At 66.8% G+C, this 18,375-nt stretch carries 17 protein-coding genes; 12 read left to right on the top strand and 5 right to left on the bottom strand.

Annotated elements, in window-relative coordinates; translation table 11 throughout:
- Positions 1-6 precede the first annotated feature (6 nt).
- A complete protein-coding gene (locus AB0L97_RS28390; RefSeq protein ID WP_364435272.1) occupies positions 7-843 on the bottom strand; it encodes a helix-turn-helix domain-containing protein in 837 nt (278 codons plus the stop codon).
- 410 nt (positions 844-1,253) lie between these two features.
- Between AB0L97_RS28390 and AB0L97_RS28385 the strand changes: the two genes are divergently transcribed.
- From AB0L97_RS28385 to AB0L97_RS28365, 5 genes are all read left to right on the top strand, one after another.
- Complete coding sequence (locus tag AB0L97_RS28385) at positions 1,254-2,177, top strand: zinc-binding dehydrogenase (RefSeq protein WP_355078625.1); 924 nt, start codon at positions 1,254-1,256, stop codon at positions 2,175-2,177.
- Positions 2,178-2,283: 106 nt separating this feature from the next.
- Positions 2,284-3,363 carry a redox-regulated ATPase YchF gene (gene ychF, locus AB0L97_RS28380; RefSeq protein WP_364435268.1) on the top strand — a complete coding sequence of 360 codons (1,080 nt, stop codon included), beginning with the start codon at positions 2,284-2,286 and terminating at the stop codon, positions 3,361-3,363.
- A gap of 267 nt (positions 3,364-3,630) precedes the next feature.
- Positions 3,631-4,593 carry an RNA polymerase subunit sigma-70 gene (locus AB0L97_RS28375; protein WP_364435265.1) on the top strand — a complete coding sequence of 321 codons (963 nt, stop codon included), beginning with the start codon at positions 3,631-3,633 and terminating at the stop codon, positions 4,591-4,593.
- Between the two features lie 109 nt (positions 4,594-4,702).
- Complete coding sequence (locus AB0L97_RS28370; protein WP_364435262.1) at positions 4,703-5,116, top strand: SgcJ/EcaC family oxidoreductase; 414 nt, start codon at positions 4,703-4,705, stop codon at positions 5,114-5,116.
- A gap of 190 nt (positions 5,117-5,306) precedes the next feature.
- Complete coding sequence (locus AB0L97_RS28365) at positions 5,307-5,513, top strand: hypothetical protein (RefSeq protein ID WP_364435259.1); 207 nt, start codon at positions 5,307-5,309, stop codon at positions 5,511-5,513.
- A gap of 89 nt (positions 5,514-5,602) precedes the next feature.
- On the opposite strand, the gene AB0L97_RS28360 is transcribed toward AB0L97_RS28365, so the two are convergent.
- Positions 5,603-6,586, bottom strand: coding sequence for a YafY family protein (locus AB0L97_RS28360; protein WP_364435256.1), 984 nt, complete (start codon positions 6,584-6,586; stop codon positions 5,603-5,605).
- A gap of 103 nt (positions 6,587-6,689) precedes the next feature.
- On the opposite strand from AB0L97_RS28360, the gene AB0L97_RS28355 reads away from it, so the two are divergent.
- Positions 6,690-7,088, top strand: a complete 399-nt coding sequence (locus tag AB0L97_RS28355) for a VOC family protein (RefSeq protein ID WP_364435253.1) — start codon at positions 6,690-6,692, stop codon at positions 7,086-7,088.
- A gap of 104 nt (positions 7,089-7,192) precedes the next feature.
- Here the strand turns inward: AB0L97_RS28355 and AB0L97_RS28350 are convergent, their stop codons facing one another.
- The gene (locus tag AB0L97_RS28350; RefSeq protein WP_364435250.1) at positions 7,193-8,155 is read right to left on the bottom strand and encodes an NAD-dependent epimerase/dehydratase family protein; all 963 of its coding nucleotides are present in this window, start codon (positions 8,153-8,155) and stop codon (positions 7,193-7,195) included.
- Between the two features lie 84 nt (positions 8,156-8,239).
- Here AB0L97_RS28350 and AB0L97_RS28345 point away from each other — a divergent pair, with 84 nt between their 5' ends.
- The 5 genes from AB0L97_RS28345 to AB0L97_RS28325 all read left to right on the top strand — a co-directional run bounded on the left by AB0L97_RS28345 (position 8,240) and on the right by AB0L97_RS28325 (position 12,839).
- Positions 8,240-8,857: a TetR/AcrR family transcriptional regulator gene (locus AB0L97_RS28345; RefSeq protein ID WP_355078632.1), complete on the top strand. Its 618-nt coding sequence runs from the start codon at positions 8,240-8,242 to the stop codon at positions 8,855-8,857.
- Between the two features lie 32 nt (positions 8,858-8,889).
- Positions 8,890-9,867 (top strand): hypothetical protein, encoded by a 978-nt coding sequence (locus AB0L97_RS28340; RefSeq protein WP_364435245.1) that lies wholly within the window; start codon positions 8,890-8,892, stop codon positions 9,865-9,867.
- A 226-nt stretch (positions 9,868-10,093) separates the two neighbouring features.
- Entirely contained in the window at positions 10,094-10,504 is a 411-nt protein-coding gene (locus tag AB0L97_RS28335) for a hypothetical protein (protein ID WP_364435242.1), read from the top strand.
- Positions 10,505-10,843: 339 nt separating this feature from the next.
- A complete protein-coding gene (locus tag AB0L97_RS28330) occupies positions 10,844-12,049 on the top strand; it encodes a glycoside hydrolase family 76 protein (RefSeq protein ID WP_364435239.1) in 1,206 nt (401 codons plus the stop codon).
- A gap of 85 nt (positions 12,050-12,134) precedes the next feature.
- Positions 12,135-12,839: a MerR family transcriptional regulator gene (locus AB0L97_RS28325; RefSeq protein WP_364435329.1), complete on the top strand. Its 705-nt coding sequence runs from the start codon at positions 12,135-12,137 to the stop codon at positions 12,837-12,839.
- A gap of 90 nt (positions 12,840-12,929) precedes the next feature.
- On the opposite strand, the gene AB0L97_RS28320 is transcribed toward AB0L97_RS28325, so the two are convergent.
- Positions 12,930-14,084: a transcription termination factor Rho, short form gene (locus tag AB0L97_RS28320; protein ID WP_364435236.1), complete on the bottom strand. Its 1,155-nt coding sequence runs from the start codon at positions 14,082-14,084 to the stop codon at positions 12,930-12,932.
- Between the two features lie 465 nt (positions 14,085-14,549).
- Positions 14,550-15,167 carry a dihydrofolate reductase family protein gene (locus AB0L97_RS28315; protein WP_355078637.1) on the bottom strand — a complete coding sequence of 206 codons (618 nt, stop codon included), beginning with the start codon at positions 15,165-15,167 and terminating at the stop codon, positions 14,550-14,552.
- A 563-nt stretch (positions 15,168-15,730) separates the two neighbouring features.
- Between AB0L97_RS28315 and AB0L97_RS28310 the strand changes: the two genes are divergently transcribed.
- Entirely contained in the window at positions 15,731-18,187 is a 2,457-nt protein-coding gene (locus AB0L97_RS28310; RefSeq protein ID WP_364435231.1) for an FHA domain-containing protein, read from the top strand.
- The last annotated feature ends 188 nt before the right edge of the window (positions 18,188-18,375 follow it).

Here is an 18,375-nt window from a genome sequence, read left to right as displayed (position 1 = left end):
TCATCGTCATCCGGCGGACTCGTCCGGGGCTTGGACGGATGGAATCTCCTCGGCCAGCCACGCGGTCGGGCTGGTTCCGGCGAGGTCGGCGAAGTCCCGATCCAGATGAGCCTGGTCGTAATACCCACACGTGGCGGCCACCTGGGCGATGGTGACGTAGGAGGGCGTGTGCGCCAGCATCCGGCGCGCCTGTTCGAAGCGCGTGATCCGGGCCGCGAGTTTCGGGCTCAGGCCGAACTCGCGCTTGAACCGGCGCGTCAGATGCTGTCTGGTCCACCCGACCTCCGCGGCGAGCGAGCCGACCGCGATTCCGCCGCCGGAACCGACCACCGCACGCCATGCCCAGGCGAGTTCGGGACCGACCACACGGACCGGATCGGCCAGCGCCGAGAGCACCCGATCACAGACACCGAAACGCTCCGGCCAGCTCGGCGCGTATTGCAATCGCTCCCACAGCTCCGATCCGACAGGTCCGACGACGTCGGCGAATTCGACCGACGTGTCCCACAGCGCCGCCGCGGGCATGCCGAACAAGGTGCGGCAACCCAGCGGCGTGAGTGACACGGCCACACCTTCCTGACGACCGTCGTGCGCGATCAGCGCCGTGCTCGCTTGCAGGCCGCTCAGCACACACCGATAGTTCTGGGGCGACTGCCGTGGATCCGTCTGCTCGACGACGTCGATCGTGGGCCCGATCGCGACGATGAAAGTCATGTGCCGCGACGGCAACCCACGATGCATCCCCGCCGCGAACCCGGACATGCGATAACCGACGTACCGGTCGATGAACGAGGCGAGCGTGGGTGCCGGACGCGCCGTCACCACCTCGGAGGTCGGCTCCATGCGGTCACGCTACGCCGGGGGACCGACAGGAGTGCCTCGAGAGTTGAAGCGCGCGGACGATCGTCCAGTCCAGCGCCGAATCACGGACGACGTGCTCCGCCGCGGACGTGCCGGCCAGGCTGTGCCGCAACAGCGGGCACAGGATCAGCGGCTTCACCACGAAGCGGGGAACCGATTGTCGCCGGGTGCGGCGACTCGGGCGCTGTTGCTGACGATGACCATCCGCGCGAGGTCCGCCATAGCCATCGCCTCGATGATGGACCGCACGGCATCGCCGCGGACCCAATGCTCCGGCTGCTCTCCGCCGGTCTCGACCAGCGGTGAGATGTACCACTACAGCGTGTAGTGGACTGTGATCACCACCCGCGATCCGGTTACCGTTGCGCCTCCTGACGATTTCTGGAGGTGTGATGCGGCGGGTGCAGTACGAGCGCAGCGGTGGTCCCGAGGTGCTCGAGCTCGTCTCGGTCGAAGTCCCGACACCAGGGCCGGGTGAGCTTCTGGTCCGTGTCGAGGCGGTCGGGGTGACCCTGCCGGTGGTGCGGAAGGTGCGTGAGCAGCGCGAACCGATCGCGTTGGGCGGCGAGATCGCGGGCGAGGTGGTCGCGGTGGGCGAGGGCGTCGACCGATACGGGCCCGGCTACCGCGTGACCGGTCTCGTGTTCGGACACGGCTACGCCGACTACGCCCTGCTCTCGGCTGCCATGGCGTCGCCGATTCCGGACGGTGCGTCGGCGGTGGACGCGGTCGCGCTGGTGCGCAGCGGCCTGGTGGCGCTCGGTGCGCTCAGCGCCGCATCGCCAAGGGAAGGGGAGTCCGCCCTGATCACCGCCGCCGCGAGCGGCGTCGGCCACCTCGCGGTCCAGTTGGCGCGGGTCCGTGGCGCGGCGCGGGTGGTCGGCGCGGTGTCGGATCTCGCGAAGTCGGAGTTCGTGCGGGAACTCGGAGCCGACGACGTGGTCGAGTACGGCCAGGAGTCCTGGGGCGCTCCCGCCGACTACGTGCTGGACGCCGTCGGCGGCGATCTGCTCTCACCCGCGATCGCGGCGCTGGCTCCCGGTGGCCGGTTGGTCGCCTACAGTTCCGGCGGCGGCACCATTCAGGCCTACGACCTGCTCGTCGGCGCGAAATCCGTCATCGGCTTCCAGATGGCCCGCATCGCGAAAACCCAGCCCGACGTCTACGAACACTGGCGCCAAGAACTCTGGCAATACTTCGCCTCCGGCCAACTACGTCCCGCCGTCCACGCCGAATACCCCCTCGACCAAGCCGCCGCAGCCCACGCCGCCATCGAAGCCCACGCCAACCTCGGCAAAGTCGTCCTCATCCCCTGAAACGGGCCGCGAGTGGCACATGGCTGCGGCAAAGTCCGAGAGGCCCCTCCGCCATGTGCCACTCGCGGGAGAGCCGGGTCGGCGCGCCGCGTAGACTCTGTTCCTCGTGAGTCTCACCCTCGGAATTGTCGGTCTGCCCAACGTCGGCAAGTCGACGCTGTTCAATGCGTTGACCAAGAACGACGTGCTCGCCGCGAACTACCCGTTCGCGACCATCGAGCCGAACGTCGGCGTGGTGCCCCTGCCCGATCCGAGGCTGAACAAGCTGGCCGAGATCTTCTCCTCCGAGCGGATCGTGCCCGCCACCGTGTCGTTCGTCGACATCGCCGGCATCGTGAAGGGCGCGTCCGAGGGGGCGGGCCTGGGAAACAAATTCCTCGCCAACATCCGCGAGGCCGACGCCATCTGCCAGGTGGTACGGGTGTTCGCCGATGATGACGTGGTGCACGTCGACGGCCGCGTCGACCCGGGCGCCGACATCGAGGTGATCGAGACCGAACTCATCCTGGCCGACCTGCAGACCCTGGAGAAGGCGGTCGTGCGGTTGGAGAAGGAAGCGAAGGTCAAGAAGGACCGCAAGCCGGTCGCCGACGCCGCGAAGGCCGCGCAGGAGATCCTCAACAGCGGCACCACCCTGTTCGCCGCGGCCGACAAGGTGGACACCGAGCTGCTGAAAGAGCTCTCGCTGCTCACTACGAAGCCCTTCCTCTACGTCTTCAACGCCGACGAGTCGGTGCTCACCGACGAGGCGAAGGTCGCCGAGCTGAAAGCTTCCGTCGCCCCGGCCGATTCGGTCTTCCTCGACGCCAAGGTCGAGGCCGAGCTCCTCGAACTCGACGAGGAATCCGCCATCGAGCTCCTCGAATCCATCGGCCAGACCGAACCCGGCCTGCACGCCTTGGCCCGCGCCGGCTTCCACACCCTCGGCCTGCAGACCTACCTCACCGCGGGCCCGAAAGAAGCCCGCGCCTGGACCATCCACCAGGGCGACACCGCCCCGAAGGCCGCCGGCGTCATCCACACCGACTTCGAACGCGGCTTCATCAAGGCCGAAGTCGTCGCCTACGCCGACCTCATCGATGCAGGCTCCATGGCCGCCGCCAAAGCCGCGGGCAAGGTCCGCATGGAAGGCAAGGACTACGTCATGACCGACGGCGACGTGGTCGAGTTCCGCTTCAACGTCTGAGGCGCTGCGAAGAAATAGGGTAGCGCGCACATCGTTGCTAGTAGAGACTCTGCTGGGCCCCCGTCCGGTATCTCGGGTGGGGCCCAGCCGTACGGCCGGGCTGCGCGCCGGTCGGTTCGGTCAGCGCGGTATGCGGCTGAAGCGGATGGTCGAGAGGTCGGCCATGTCCGGGCTGTTGACGACCCGCGTGGTGGTGGACCCTTCCGCAGCGGATGACCACCGCAGTCGCCGATCCGGTGCTTGTGACGGTCGTGGAGATGAGGCGTGATGACGAGGGAAGAAGGCTTCGATCGTCGGATCGAACCGTTTCGGACGGAGCTGCTGGCGTACTGCTACCGGATGCTGGGCTCGGCGCACGACGCTGAGGACCTGGTCCAAGACACGTATCTGCGGGCGTGGCGGGCGCGGGAGCAGTACGACGAAACGCGCAGCTCACTGCGCACCTGGCTCTACCGGATCGCGACCAACGTCTGCCTGACCGCGCTGCAGACTCGCGGCGGCCGACCGCTGCCATCGGGACTGGTGGCCGCGGCGGATCCGCTCGGGCCGTTCGTGCGGGGAGAGCACGCCGGCTGGCTGCAGCCCTTACCGGATTCGTTGCTGGACAACGCCGATCCGTCCGCAACCGTGATCGATCACAGCAGCCTGCGCTTGGCATTCGCTTCCGCCCTGCAGCACCTGTCGGCGCGTCAGCGCGGTGCGCTGATCCTGCGTGAGGTGCTCAGCTTCTCCGCGGCCGAGACGGCGGAAATTCTCGGCACCACCGTCGTATCGGTGAACAGCTCCCTGCAGCGGGCGCGGACCCGCCTGAAAGAGGTCGGGGTCGGGTTGGAACGGGTCCGCGAACCGTCCACGACCGAGCAGCGCGCCTGGGTCGAGCGCTACATGACGGCGTTCGCGCGCGCCGATATCGAGGGCCTCAAGCGTCTGCTCACCGAGGACGTGATTATGGAGATGCCGCCGATGCTCAACTGGTTCTCCGGCCGCGGCAACTACGGCCTGTTCATGGAATGGGTCTTCGAGGCGGCCGGGAAGGACTGGGTTCTCCAGCAGGTCGCCGCCAACGGGGGCCAACCCGGATTCGCCGCCTATCAGCGCGTCGGTGGCCGGTACGAACTGCACACGCTCCAGATCTTCACAGTCACCCCCGAGGGCATCAGCCGGAATTCGGTGTTCCAGGATCCCGAGATTTTCGCGGCTTTCGGCCTGGCGGCCCGACTCGACGCCTAGACCCGAGAGTTTCCTTCCAGCGGCGCGATGAGTTCTGATGCCGCCGCCGGTATGTATTCCCGAGGTCGCCGGAACACTGCAGGCGATCCGACCACCAAGGGAGACTCCGATGTCGAACCATCGCGCCGCAGACGAGGCCGCGATCCAGGCCGTGCTGGCTGATTCCTACAAGGCGTGGGAGGCGGGCGACGCCGACGCCATGGTCGCCAACTACACCGTGGACGCGACTGCCATCATGGCGGGCTCGCTCCGCGACAGTCGTGAGGTGATCCGCCAGAGCATGGCGCTGGCCTTCGCAGGGCCGCTCGCGGGCAGCTCAACCTACAACAAACAGCTCAGCGTCCGCTTCATCGGCGAGGATGCCGCGATCGTCATCAGCGAATCCGCCATCCTGTTCGCCGGCGAGACCGAAGTTCCCACCGACGAGCGCAAGGTGAACGCGACGTGGGTCCTCGAGAAGCGCAACCATCAGTGGCTGATCGCCGCCTATCACAACAGCCCGGTACTGGCGCCTTCCCAGTGAGCCGCGGCGTGAACCAGCCACCGCACTGACTGGACGGCCCTCATCCGCCGATGTGGATGAGGGCCGCTCGTCGCAGGGTGTATCGCGCCCTCGCGCTCTCCTGTGGGTTCGACCTCTCGCCGGAGGGCGCCACGTTCTTCCAGAACCAAGCTAGGGCCGCGGCTTCACCGCTACCCACCTGGTGAACTGGTTGGTCACCGCGCTGTACGGGCTCCGGCGGGAGGACCGGGAGGCACGTGCCGCGATGGTGTGCGAGTTCGCCGAGAGTAAGCCGCCGGAGGGCGTCCCTGGGCAGGCCGCCACGGTCATCACCCGGTACGCGCCGATCGCCGCGGCGTCCGCGTTCATGTGTGCGTTCCAGCAGGCGAGCCGGAGCACCCCGTATCCAGCCCGCTAGCCGGTTTCGATGAGCGCGCTATGCGGCTACTCGAGACTGGTGGTAGGGCTTGATCCGGGCCAGGATCGAGTCTCGGTGCCCGGTGGGGGCTACCTATGGCCGTCGGCGGCCGCGGTGAGTCGGTAGGCCAGGGCGCGTACGGCGTCTTTGAGGGTGTCGGGGTGTTCGATGACGAACGGGCGATTCAGGCCGGCGAGGACTGGGGGAATCCAGTCGAGTTGTTCGGCCCGGATTCGGACCCGGACCCACGGGCGGGTGTCGGCCGGCGGTGAGTCGATCTCGTGCATGGTCGCGATCGTCGCGGGGAGCAGCGGGCGGACCTGGCTGAGCGTGCCCTGCACTCGGATCGATACTTCGTGCCGGTAGGGCGCCGTGGCAAATGCGGACAGTAGGTGAGCTGCCGGCTCGAATCCGGTGGGCGGAGTGAACGTTCCGGGCAGTGTGGTCACCGCGGTGATCCGGTCCAGCCTGAACTGGCGTAGTTCGTCGCTGTTGCTGTCCTGTCCTGTGAGGTACCACCGGCCGGAGTGGTCGACGAGCCCGTAGGGGTGCACGGTCCGCTCGCTGGGCCGCCCGTTTCGGTCGGTGTAGTCGATCGCGACCGGTCGGTGCTCGCGGGTGGCCTCGGCGAGGCGGAGCAGGACGGCGGTCTCGACAGCGGCTTCCGGGCGAGCGTCGGCGGTGAACTCGGCGGTGTTGATCAATGCGTCCAGCCGGGCCGTCAGGCGGGCGGGCAGGACGCGGCGGAGTTTGGCCGTAGCGCTGTCGGCTGCGCGGGCGGAAGCTGTCGATCGGTCGGCGCCGCGGTTGGTAAGGAGTCCGAGTAACACCGCCACCGCCTCGTCGTCGGTCAGCATCAGCGGCGGCATTCGGTACCCGGGGGCGAGCTGGTAGCCCCCGTAGCGGCCCCGAGCCGATCGGACGGGGATATCCAGGTCGGTGAGATGGGTGACGTATCGCCTGACGGTGCGTTCATCGACGCCCAGCCGTCCGGCCAGTTCACCGACGGTATGGGTACCGCCGGCCTGCAACAGCTCGAGCAGGGCCAGCACGCGGGCGGTGGGGCGCGTCATCGGGAAATTCTCGCATCTATACCGGGCGGAAACTGTCCGGTATCGGCTCTACGGTGGCATGCGGCGGCGGAACTTCCGCCTCATCCGACAGCAGGAGCGCACAATGAAGCTCGTCTCGATCCGCCTGATCACCGATGACATCCAGCGGTTGGTCAGCTTCTATCAGCACGTGACCGGTGTCGAAGCGACGTGGGCTACACCGGATTTCGCCGAAATCGTCACACCGGCCGGCGCACTCGCGATCGGAAGCACCCGCACCGTGGCGCTGTTCGCGGCAGGCAGCGCGCGCCCAGCCGACAACCACACCGCGATCATCGAATTCCTGGTCCCCGATGTCGATGCCGATTACCGACGGTTGCGGGATGCGGTCGAGGATTTCGTCAACGAACCTACGACGATGCCGTGGGGGAACCGGTCGTTGCTGTTCCGCGATCCCGACGGCAACCTGATCAACCTCTTCACGCCGGTCACCGCGCAAGCCGTCGCCAAGTTCGCTTCTTGACATCCGCTCATCGGCATGAGCGCGCATCGAGTCGACTAGAGCCAGACCCGTGAAAGCGGAACCTCGATCGGTGATGGGGCGGCTCCGCCCGATCCGCGCTGCGGCTAGATGGGCTGGCGGGTTTCGTCGAGACCGGCGATGCCCTCTGCGAAGCCGACGGCGGGCTCGTACTTCAGCTCGCGGCGGGCCAGGGTGATGTCGTATCGCATTGGCAGGGCCAGGAATTCGATCTCGAATCGGGTCAGTGGCGGACGCCCGGGCAGCGGCAGGGTGGACCAGAGCCATTCGGCGGCACGGGCGAGGGCGAATAGCGGCCCGGACGGGACCGACCGAGTCGGCATCGACGCGCCCTGGGCAGCGAGCACGCCGGTCAGAAACTCGCGGACCGGCATCGGCTCGGCGTTGGTGATGAGGTACGTGCCGCCGGGCGTGCCCTCGCTCAGCGCGGCGGCGACAGCGGCGGCGACGTTGTCGACGTGGACATGTTCGAAACTTGCCATGCCGTGATCGATCAGCGGCAGCTTGCCGGCGCGGGCGCGGGTGGCCAGGTCGGCCAGCTGCCCCGAACCCGGACCCCAGATGAAGGTGGGCCGCAGCACGATCGTCTCGATCACATCCGCGTGCGCGCGGATCAGGTGTTCGGCGGCGAGTTTCGCTTGGCCGTAGCGCGAGCTGGGCACGGCCGGGGTGGGCTGGGATTCGGTGATGTCGAGCAGCGGCCGGCCATCCTGCAGCACTGATTCACTGCTGATATAGACGAATCGGCGTACACCGTGCCGCACGGCCGCAGCCAGCACATCGCGCGTGCCCTCCACGATCGCCTCATCGAGGGCACGCTGAGGAGCCCACGTCGACACCAACCCCGCCGCATGAACGACGACGTCGATACCGGCCAGCCGATCTTCCCAGGCCGCCACGTCCTCGAGGCTGCCCGGCACGACGGTTACCTGCGGAATGCGCCTGCCCGTGCCCCGGACCAACGTCGATACGTCGTGTCCGTCGGCCACCAGCCGATGCACCACACGTTGCCCCAAAAACCCGGTCGCACCCGTAAGCAGCACCTTCATCCCTATCGTCCTTTCTCGAAAGTAACTTGACCAGTCATCATAGTATGATCGTAGCTTGACCGATCGGCATAGTATTCTGGAGACATGCCTCGTCCCCCGTCCGATTCCCGGCCGCGCCTGGTGGCGGCCGCCCGCGAGTTACTGCAACGCCAGGGCTATCAGGCCACCGGGCTCAGTGAGATCGTCGCTGCCAGCGGCGCCCCCCGGGGCTCGCTGTACTACCTGTTCCCGGGCGGGAAGCAAGAGCTGGCGGTCGCGGCGATCGAGGAATCCGCGGAGGAGTTCACCCGGTTGATTCGGGAAACTGCCGCCCACGCGCCGGATGTGCGCTCCTTCTGTGAGCAATTCGCCCTGCACTTGAGCCGCGGACTCGTCGAATCGGGCTATCTGGGCGGGTGCCCGGTCAGCACGGTCACCCTCGATTCCGCTCCGCGCTCCACAGCACTCACCCTCGCTTGCCGTGACGCCTATCGGCAATGGCGCACCGCGTTGACCCAGGCGCTGGTGCGGTACGGCATTCCGGCGGCGCGCGCCGAACGGCTCGCGGCACTCATGCTGTCAGCGGTCGAGGGTGCCATGATCATCGCTCGTGCCGAATGCTCCACCGTCCCGCTGGACGACATCCACCTCGACCTGGCCGCTCTCGCGATCGCAGCCACTGATTCCACTGGGACCCAAACGTCCAGGGCGACCGAAGGATAAGCTTCGGCACTCCAGATTCTGTCGTGCGTCTTATGGGACTGTCGCGGAGTGATCGGGCCCTCGCCTCGACCGCGGTTCTGAGCATCCTGTACTGCCGAATTCGCTTTCAGGTCAGAGAAGTTCAGCGCGATAGGCTTTCGGTCATGAAGCGGCCAGACCAGAGCTCTCCGCCGACCTACGATGAAGCGCTGCGAATCGCGCGCGATCTGGTGCGGGATCCCGACACTCTTGTCCCATACCCCCACCAGGGGCTGGAGAATGCTCGCTACGGGCAAGGTTTCGCGTTCTTACAGACAATCGGAACCGACCGCGGCGAGATGGACGGCTACGTCCTGGTGACCACGACCAGTTACGGCAGCGGGCTACTGTCCGCGAGCGGAGACACCATCGAATCGGTAATCGCCGAACACTTGTCCCAAGCCGAACATGCCAACAGACACATCCCCGACAGCGAACTGTCGGTGGCGCACCGCCTGGCGCTCGAGGCCTACGACGGCGGCCTCACACGCATAGGCGAGATACCCCGGAGCGGAGCGATCGCTCCCGAGGTAGCCGACTACGCCGAGTTCCTTCTAATCGGACTGCGGCGCAGGGGCGTCCGAGGAGACTCGGCACGCAGCATCTTCGCCCGCAATGATTTCCTGATGCAAAGTCCGGCCGCTGGGCGTCGATACACGCAACCCTGCCCGCACTGCGACCGGCCGACGATCTATGAGGAACGCTACCCCCGCGCGGTCTGCGATCACTGCCTGAGCCGCACCACCGACCACGCCGGGCGCCGGGTCAGGGGTTTCAACACCAGTATGAGTGGCGGGATGATCTGCTACTACGCGGATACGCTCGAGCACCCGGACGGCTCCGGCTCCCAGAAGGAGGAATGCGTCGAGACCACTCGAACCGGTGCATGTTTTATCGACGGACACCCCGCGACCATGCAGGAGGCACGTTTCGGCGGGATCGTCGTCCAGATGGAGCCCCGCAAGTCGGCACGTCGGAGGTGGTTTCGGTAGGCCGAACGAGCCGTAGTGCCCGCATACCGCGTCGACCCAACCATCAGCACCCGTCAGCGGTGACCATCATCGTGGGGTAACGGGTCGGACGCTGTGTCAGTCACCGTGTCAGGTCGGCATCAGTGCGCTGTCAGCCGCTCCGGACAAAGTATGCCCATCGAACAAAACGGGCCCGGATCGACACCGGTTCGGGCCACTGCCACAACGGTTTTCGAAGGAGCACAAAATGTCCGCCACCCTCACCCTGACCGACCAGGACAAGGCCACCGTCCGCTCTGCCGCCTACGGCGCGGTTTCCTTGCTCGCCGCCGCCTCCGATAAGCCCCACAAGGCCGCCACCGCCGGCTCTATCGCGTTGACGTCGGCGACCGGTCGGGTCGGGCACGTGCTGAACGCGAAGTCCAAGGACATCCACCTGACCGGCAGGACCGTCGCCGAGCTCGCCGACCAAGTGCTGCCGGCCCTGGCTGCCGCGGTGGCTCTGCTCGACCAGCAGGATCCCGCCGAGGCCGACAACTTCCGCAGCACCGTGCTGGTCGCCCTCGAAGCCGCTGCCGCAACGAGCCGCAACGGTCAGCCCGGCCCCGTCGTCGACGAAATGACCCGCAAGGTGGCTGCGGCTCTGCACGCCGCGTGAAAGGGCGGAGGCCAACCGCCGCGGGTCGCCGAATGAATCCCTGAGATTCCCTCAGCACCGTCGATCTCGGGAATACCGCGCTGACCGAACCGGCCAGCGCGGTATGCGGCATTTGCAGTGCGTTCGAAAGGTCAGGCCGATGATGTTCGGGCGTTTTGCAGAACCGTGCGGCGGTGTGGGCAGCGTTCCCGATCTCGGACCGGCAGGAGCCGCGCTGAGCGTTGCCGCCCGCACCGGGGGAGCCGTCGCCGCCGCGCCGTAATGGTCGTTACGCGATAGGATCCAGCTGCCCGGTTTCCGGCTCCGATGATCGTTGTTCAGTAAAGGGAGTCCGAGCGGATGGATCGCCGGAAGAAGGAAATCAGTCGGCGCGGTGTGCTGCTGGCGGCCGGAGCAGCGATCGCACTCACCGCATTGGCCCAGCCCGCGCAGGCGGTGACGATCACGCGGAAAGTCTCCCCGGGCCCGGAGGAGCCGGGGAGGCGGGCGGACCTGGCGGAACAGGCCATCGTGCAGCGGCACGTGCGCACGCTCTGGGGTCAGCCGCAGATGCGGCTGGGCACGCTCGTCTGGCCAGGGTCCTTGCTGGACCAGTCGTTCGCGCGATGGTGCTACTGGTGGCAAGCCCACCTTCTCGACTGTGCGGTGGACGCCGCGTATCGTGCCGGCAGGCCCGAACGCATAGACCGGGTCGTCGCCATCGCACGCGGTATCCGTACCCGCAACCTCACCGGCTGGACCAACCGGTACTACGACGATATGTCCTGGTTGGTATTGGCACTCGAACGCGCCGACCGGCTGCTCGGCGTCCGCTTCGGCGACGCCGTCGGCGAGCTGCGAGCCGGTTTGATCGAGGGATGGAATCCGGACGTCGGTGCGGTGCCCTGGCGGTCCGGCGACGAGTACTACAACACCCCCGCGATCGGTCCGACCGGCATCGCTATGGCGCGTTTGGGCGAACTGTCGCGCGCCGGACAACTCGCCGATTTCCTGCACACTCGATTGCGCGACACCGCCAGTGGCCTGGTTCTCGACGGTGTCCATGAGCCCGGCGGACGAGTAGAGCGGACCGTCCACACCTACTGCCAGGGGGTGGCCATCGGGTTGGAGACCGAGCTGGCGCTTCGCACAGGTGAATCGCACCATCGCAGGCGCGTGGCAGATCTCGTCGCCGCGGCGGGGGACAGGCTCACCGACGCCGGGGTGATCGTCGCGGCCTCCGGCGACGACTCCGGGCTGTTCATGGGCATCCTCGCCAGATATCTCGCGGAAGCCGCACTGTCCTTGGGCGACACCACCGCGGCGAATATCGTGCACGCCTCCGCGCAGGCGGCCTGGAAACACCGCGCCGAGGTGGATGGGCTACCACTGTTCGGTGTGGACTGGACCCGCCCGGTCACGGTGCCGGCGCATCCGGAAACCTTTCCCCAGTTCACCCACTCGTCCGCCGCTTCGTCGGCGAACCTGAGCAGCGATCTCTCGGTACAGCTGAGCGGGTGGATGCTGCTCGAAGCGGATCACCAGCTCACCGCCGCGGGCCGCTGAGCCCATGGGGGGAAGCGCGGCGCGCAGGGACTTCTACCGCTTTTACCTGGAAGCCAGGGAGCAAAGACTCGATCGGAGGTGCATCCTGCGGCCCATCGACATCGCCCGGGAACACGGGTTGTCCGCACAGGCGATCCGCAACTACGACGACGCGGGCATCCTCCCGCCGACCGAGCGCAGCGAGACCGGTTACCGGCGCTACACGCTCCTGCACGCGCAGGCGCTACGCGCTTTCCTGGCGTTGCGGGGTGGCCACGGGCACCAGCAGGCAAGGGAGATCATGCGCGCGGCCAACCGCGGCGATACCGAGTCCGCCTACCGGCTCATCGACGCCTCCCACGTCGCGCTGCTCACCGAACGCGACACACGCACCGAGGTCGCCAAGGCCTTGGGCAGTCTGTCCACCGCGATGCCGACTCCGGTCCACGGTCGACCGTTGACCGTGGGCGAACTCGCACGCCGAATCCGCGTGCACCCGGCGACCCTGCGCACCTGGGAGACCCAGGGCATCCTGCGCCCCGAACGCGATCGGGCAACGGGCTATCGCCAATACGGACCGGACTGCATACGCGACGCCGAGATCGCACGACAATTGCGCCGAGGCGGCTACCTGCTGTCCCAGGTCGCGCAGTTCATCGAGTCACTGCGCGAGGCAGGCGGAGCGGACGCGCTGCGGGCTTTCCTCGACTCCTGGCAGGACCGGCTGACCGCGCGCAGCCGCAACCTGCTCGCCGGCGCGGCCCAGCTCGATGCCTACCTCACGATGCTCGATCGCACACCCCAGGAATGATCCACAATCCGCGGAGCCGCGAGGACTGTGTCGACTCGCTCGGTGCGGCGAGTGGGGTAGATGCCGGTCTCCAGGCGCAGTAGACCCTTGTCAGCCCGCGTTGCGAATCTGGGTCAGGAATTCCGGGTTGGTTCCGGTTTGACGGAGGCCGGTCAGTAGCAGTTCGAGCGCTTGCTGCGGGTCGCGGCCCGAGAGGGTCTTGCGCAGGGACCCCGTGGCCGTGAGCTCGTCGGCGGACAGCAGCAGTTCCTCTTTGCGGGTGCTGGAGCGGTCGATGTCGATCGCGGGGAACAGACGGCGGTCGGCGAGGTGCCGATCGAGCTTCAGTTCGGCGTTTCCGGTCCCCTTGTATTCCTCGAAGATCACGGTGTCGGCGAGCGAGCCGGTCTCGACCAGGGCAGTGGCGATGATGGTGAGCGAGCCGCCGTGCTCGATATTTCGTGCGGCGCCGAGGAATTTCTTCGGTGGCGCGAGTGCCCCGGCATCGACGCCGCCGGAGAGGATGCGGCCGGACCCGGCGGCCGCCAGGTTGTAGGCGCGGGCAAGCCGGGTCAGCGAGTCCAGCAGCACGACGACGTCGTGACCCATTTCGACAAGGCGTTTCGCGTGTTCGATGGCCAGTTCGGCGAGTGCGATGTGGTCCTGGGCCGGTTGGTCGAAGGTCGCGGCGGCGACCTCGGCCGGTACCGCTCGGGACAGGTCGGTCACCTCTTCCGGGCGTTCCCCGACCAATACCAGCATCAGCTGGCATTCGGGATGATTCTTGGCGATGCCGTGCGCGATGGCTTGCAGCACAGAGGTTTTGCCCGCCTTGGGCGGTGCGACGACCAGCGCGCGCTGGCCCTTGCCGATCGGCATGACCAGATCGGTGACGCGGGTGGTCAGTTCATGCGGCTCGGTCTCCAGCCGTAGACGGTCCTGGGGATAGATGGGGATCAAATCGGCGAAGTGCGGTCGCGCTCTGGTATTGCCGGGTGGCAAGCCGTTGATGCTGTCCACTCCGACAAGCGGTGCGAGTTTGGCGCCTTCACGTTTCGGTCCGACCGTGCCGGTGACGGTATCGCCGCGGCGCAGGCCGTGCTCGCGGATCAAACGCGCGGGCACATGAGCGTCCCGCGGTCCGGGCAGATAACCGTCGACGTGCAGCGAGGCGTGGTTGTGCGTGATGTCGAGGATGCCGGTGACCGATGTAGTCCGGTTCTCCCCGGTGGGGCTGTCTTCACTGTGGATAGTGTTGTCTTGCATGGTTTTCTCCTACGGGGGGCAATGAATGTGGCGGGTTGCCGATGAATGCCGCCTACGGGAATGACGCTCGTTGCATGCGCCGTTAGGTGGCTGGGCGCTGTCTGCTCCGGACGTGCTGCCGGCGCACGGTATACGAGACCGCCGTGGCGACTGTGGATTCTTGTGGGAGGGGGTCGACACCTACATCCACAAGATGGAGACCGCCTCACGGTAGCGGCATCAGCGACAACACGCAATAGCGCCCGTTTGTTCCCCGCCGTAGATCAGCTGAACTGCTCAGCACGCGAGCATGACTGCGCGCTGCTCGAGAGAACCGCTTCGTGCACCTTGTGAAGTCGCGAATATGCTGTGGCACAGGCACTTCAGACCCAGGCTTGCCTGTTTGTCCAAGCGCGCGGCATGGAGTGTGTACCGCCGGCTGTGCTCGGGTGATGCGCGGCGGTGATCGGCAGACTCGTGCTCGGGTCAGTTCCCGCGTCGACGTTGCGAGTCAGGCGCCCAGTCCGGCTCCTGCGCCGCGGGGACGGCTCCGTCGGTCCGTACCCGGTAGGCGATCTCGACCGACCCGCCCGGCAGCGCGCGCGAGGCTTCGAATTCCAAGCCCGTATCGACGCTCAGGGCATCAGTGAGGCGCATTCCTCCGCCGACCAGGAACGGCAGGACCACCAGCTCCAGCTTGTCGAGCGCGCCGAGCGCACGAAAGGTGTCGATCGTGCGGGGACCGCCGATGAGATGGACATCGCCACCGCGATTGGCGGCGCGCAAGCGCTCGAGCAGTCGAACCGGATCGCTTTCGACGATGACATCGTCGGGCGTGCCCTCCGGACGACGCGAGCCGAGCACGAACACCCGCAAGCCCGGCCACGGCCACCGGTCGTTTGTGAGCGCCGGTTCGAACGTGGTCCGGCCCATCAGCGCCGCCTCGACAGGCTCGAGGAATTCCGCGATGCCATGGCTGCCAGGCCCGTGGAGCGGATCCAGCACCTGGGGCGGCCAGCCGTTCGGAGTGGTCACATAACCGTCGGCACTCATGCACAGGCGTGCGCGGATCTGCATGCGGCTGTCTCCTGTCAGATCGGTCATGTGTGTCAGGACGGGCCCCCCGACCGAAAATCATCGGTCGCGGCGGCCGGCCCAGCCTTTCGGCATTGCGGCACAGGCGAAGTCGTGTGCACATCTGGAGTGGAACCGGTACGGGGTCGGCCGACGCTGTATAGGTAAGGAAGGCAGGGTGGCAAGCCGGTTTCGTTGCAAGAAAACGCAATCGGGCTGCGGCGGTCGGACGTTTTCGGAACAACTCCTGGGGCGATCGAGGATGATTTCAACATTGAACGATTTGTATTGCCGCGACCGTATTAGCTGACCCCGGTGCCGAATGCGGAAATATCGCGACGAAGCGGGACTCACCTATCGATCCGAGCTGTAACGGCACGATCGGTTGCGATTCCTTGGATTCGACTGCCGTTTCTCGAATCCGGCGTGAGCAGGTGGCTGCGGACGAGGCTGCCCCACTGTCTTACATGCCTATTTGTACTGCTCAGCCGGGGTTCGTGTGATGGAGCGAGATCGCGGCGATGAGACTCGTGGCGAGATCGGGCGGTCGCGACTATTGCGGCTACCGTGTGGCGCGGTCGTATACTCCCTTTATGGCGGACGGATCATCCTCCACCGAATTGCCCGAGGCGCCGGTTCTCGTGGTCCAGACACGGGAACGCGTCTATCGGCTCCGCGCTGGTGGTGCCTATAACGTCGGTCGCGATCCGGCGGCCGATATCGTTGTCTCCGATCCCCGCGTTTCGTCGTTGCACGCCGTTCTGGAGCGTGGTGCGGACGGTTGGAAAATCGAGGACGCGCACAGTCTCAACGGCACGTTCTTCGACGGTCACCGCGTCGATCGGATGGTGATCGATCACGACGAGACGTTCCAGCTCGGACACGCGGTGGACGGCGAGAAATTGGCTTGCTCGGTGGAAACCCCACCCGAGCAGGAACCCGATGGCGATGCCGGCGGCGACACGATGATCGTGCCGAACCCCGGCTACGCTCTCGACGACGAAGCAACGGTCACGAAGTTCGATCCGGGCCTGCCCCGGCGGGTGTCGCGGTCGGCGCCTCCGGCGGATCACCCCAGCGCGGTGGTCCGGATAACGTCGCCCACTCTCCGGATCGGGCGCGCCGCGGACAACGACATCGTCGCGCACGATCTCATGGTCTCCCGCCATCACGCCGAGTTGCGGACGATCGGTGCGGGCAGATACCGGATCGTCGACCTCGACAGCCACAACGGCACCTACGTCAACGGAGCCCGCGTCGCCGCCGCCGATCTGTCCGAATCCGACTTGATCGGAATGGGCCATACCACCTTCCGGTTGGTCGGCGACGAACTGCGCGAGTTCGTCGACACCGGTGACGTATCGGTCTGCGTGCAGAACATCACCGTCCGGACACCCGAGGGCAAGGTGTTGATGGACAGCGTGAGGTTCCCCATCCCGGGGCGGTCGCTCGTGGGGGTGATCGGGCCGAGCGGGGCGGGCAAATCGACACTGCTCGGCGCGATCACCGGGTTGCGGCCCGCGACCGAGGGGACGGTGCTCTACGACGGCCGCGATCTGTACACCAACTACGACGAACTCCGCCACCGCATCGGATTGGTACCGCAGGAAGACATCCTGCACAACCAGCTTCCGACGCGCCGGGCGCTGCTCTACGCGGCCGAGCTGCGTTTCCCCGGTGACACGGGCCGCGAGGAGCGCGAGCAGCGGGTCGACGAGGTCCTCGACGAGCTCGGCTTGGCGCGGCACGCCGACACCCGCATCGATCGGCTCTCGGGTGGGCAGCGCAAACGCGTGAGCGTCGCACTGGAACTGCTGACCAAACCCTCCTTGCTGTTCCTCGACGAACCGACATCCGGTTTGGATCCCGGCTTGGACAAGACGGTCATGGAAATGCTGTCGGGACTGGCGCACGACGGGCGTACGGTCATCGTCGTCACCCACAGCGTCGCGAACCTCGATGCCTGCGACCGCCTGCTGGTCCTGGTGCCCGGCGGCCGGCTGGCCTACTACGGTCCGCCCGCGGAAGGGTTGCTGCAGTTCGCCGCGGGGAGCTGGGCCGAGGTGTTCCAGGCTTTCGACCGCGAGGAAGAGCGGGACTGGGCCGGTGAGTTCCGGGAGTCGCCACGCTACGACCGCTACGTGTCGGTCGGCCCGACCGATGATGTCGTCCCCGCGGAAGTGCACACACCGACGCCGCCGCCACCGTCGCAGTCCAAGTTCAGCCAGCTCAGCACGTTGTGCAGGCGTTACCTCGCGGTGATCGCCTCGGACCGCAGTTATCTGGCGCTGCTCGGTGTCATGCCACTGCTGCTCGGTGGGTTGATCGCCGCCGTGCCGGCCGGTCAGGGATTCACCGGTGCGCCGGGAACGAACGTCGATGCCGCGACCAAGCTCATGATCCTGGCGTTCGCGGCATGCTTCGTCGGCACCGGCAACTCGATCCGGGAGATCGTCAAGGAACAGACGATCTATCGCAGAGAACGCGCGGCAGGATTGTCGGCCGGCGTCTATTTGATGTCGAAACTGCTGGTCCTCGGCGTGATCACCACGCTGCAGGCGGTAGTGCTCGTCCTGATCGGCACCATCGGGGTCAGTATGCCGCCCACGGGGCTGTTCACCTCGGTCGAGCTGGAATTGATGCTGATGATGGCGTTGCTCGGCATCTCGTCGCTGGCACTCGGCTTGCTGGTGTCGGTATCGGTGAACACCTCGGAGAAGACGCTGCCGTTACTGATCGTGCTGTCCATGGCGCAACTGGTGCTCACCGGCGGTCTGGTGCGGCTGCCCGGCACTCCCGTCCTGGAGCAGCTGGCATACATCGCGCCGGCTCGGTGGGGGTTCGCTGCGGGAGCCGCCACTCTCGACCTCGATACCCTCTCCCCGCATGACGGGGGCCCCGACCCGCTGTGGAAACACACCATCGGCACCTGGCTGCTCGATATGGGAGTGGTCGCCGGTCTGGGAGCCATCTTCCTCGCGCTGGCCTGGTATCGCCTCTACCAACTGCGTCCACGGCGCCGCGGCGCCCGCCGCCCCGCAACGATCTGACGTCTTCGCGCGCCGCGCCGGCGCGCGCACGTGGCGATCGGCTGCTCGAAGCCGCTACTCCCACAGCCGGGAAAGGGGCATGGGGCGTTGCGGGATACTCGACGGCGTCGGACTGGTAGGCCACGCACGGCCTGGTGAGCGTTGTCAGGCGTGAGGTGATGATGCTGGTATTCGCAAGGTCGCGGCCG

The sequence above is a fragment of the Nocardia sp. NPDC051911 genome (genome assembly GCF_040681035.1).
Classification (GTDB): domain Bacteria; phylum Actinomycetota; class Actinomycetes; order Mycobacteriales; family Mycobacteriaceae; genus Nocardia; species Nocardia sichangensis.
Note: the sequence above shows the minus strand (reverse complement) of the source record. Positions and strands in the feature narration are given on the sequence as shown.